Below are 940 nucleotides of genomic sequence, written 5' to 3' on the forward strand. Positions count from 1 at the left end.
TTAATGAGTTCACTAACTTGATTAGGTAACTTGTTAAACAAATAAGCCGGCATAGCTCAGTTGGTAGAGCAACTGACTTGTAATCAGTAGGTCCCGAGTTCGACTCTTGGTGCCGGCACCATAAAAAACAAAAAAGCCACTCAATGAGTGGCTTTTTTGTTTCTGTTGCTTACTGCAATCCAAATCAATCTAAGAAAAAATCCCATTTCATAATAAATGGCTTCTTGTATCTGTTACTTACCGAAATCCAAATCAATCTCAGAAAAGAAATTTTACTAGCCAGCCACTCTAAAACAATTGGCTCGACACCTCATAAACCAATTGATATCACAAAGGCGGCAACATCTATCGCGAAAACGGCTGTTAATCTATGTATTTGATCTTCAACCCAAGCTCTGCGGTGGTCGTTGTTATTGCCATTGACTGTGGGTGGCACTATTTATTGTGAAGGAGGCTGCATCTACAGGAGCATTCGAATAGAAACGACCTATGAGTGGATCATAGTATCGTGCCTGCATATACATTCTAATAAAAATACAGGTTAAGCCAAGTAATCACAAAGCCCCGACAAAGCTCATTGCATCAAGCATGACTTAAATACCAGACAAATGGGCTTGCTCATTGCCCCTGACAGCTCAAAAACAACTCAAGCAATAGCGCAGGTGCAGAATTATGCCGTTAAAAGCCTATTTGTTGCGCAGTCATGCGATAAAGCACTTGCACCTTCTAAAACATCGCTATATTATACGCGCACTCCAAACGAGACAGGCTTTAAAGGCCCAGTTTGTAGTAGCAAATCTAACGCATACTATCAGTAGCGATTAGTTGCCCGAATAGCTCAGTCGGTAGAGCAGAGGATTGAAAATCCTCGTGTCCCTGGTTCGATTCCGGGTTCGGGCACCAACATTTATTAATGAGTTCACTAACTTGATTAGGTAAC

2 tRNA genes and 1 pseudogene are annotated in these 940 nt (G+C 41.4%); 2 read left to right on the forward strand and 1 reads right to left on the reverse strand.

Going from position 1 to position 940, the window contains the following annotated elements:
• Positions 1-45 precede the first annotated feature (45 nt).
• Positions 46-121: transfer RNA gene (locus K5Q73_RS21250), tRNA-Thr, on the forward strand.
• 204 nt (positions 122-325) lie between these two features.
• Here the strand turns inward: K5Q73_RS21250 and K5Q73_RS21675 are convergent.
• Positions 326-418 (reverse strand): annotated as a pseudogene (locus K5Q73_RS21675) (Mobile element protein); the annotation flags it as partial.
• Between the two features lie 409 nt (positions 419-827).
• On the opposite strand from K5Q73_RS21675, the gene K5Q73_RS21255 reads away from it, so the two are divergent.
• Positions 828-903: transfer RNA gene (locus tag K5Q73_RS21255), tRNA-Phe, on the forward strand.
• The last annotated feature ends 37 nt before the right edge of the window (positions 904-940 follow it).

The sequence above is a fragment of the Shewanella sp. MBTL60-112-B2 genome (assembly GCF_019655055.1).
Taxonomy (GTDB): Bacteria; Pseudomonadota; Gammaproteobacteria; order Enterobacterales; family Shewanellaceae; genus Shewanella.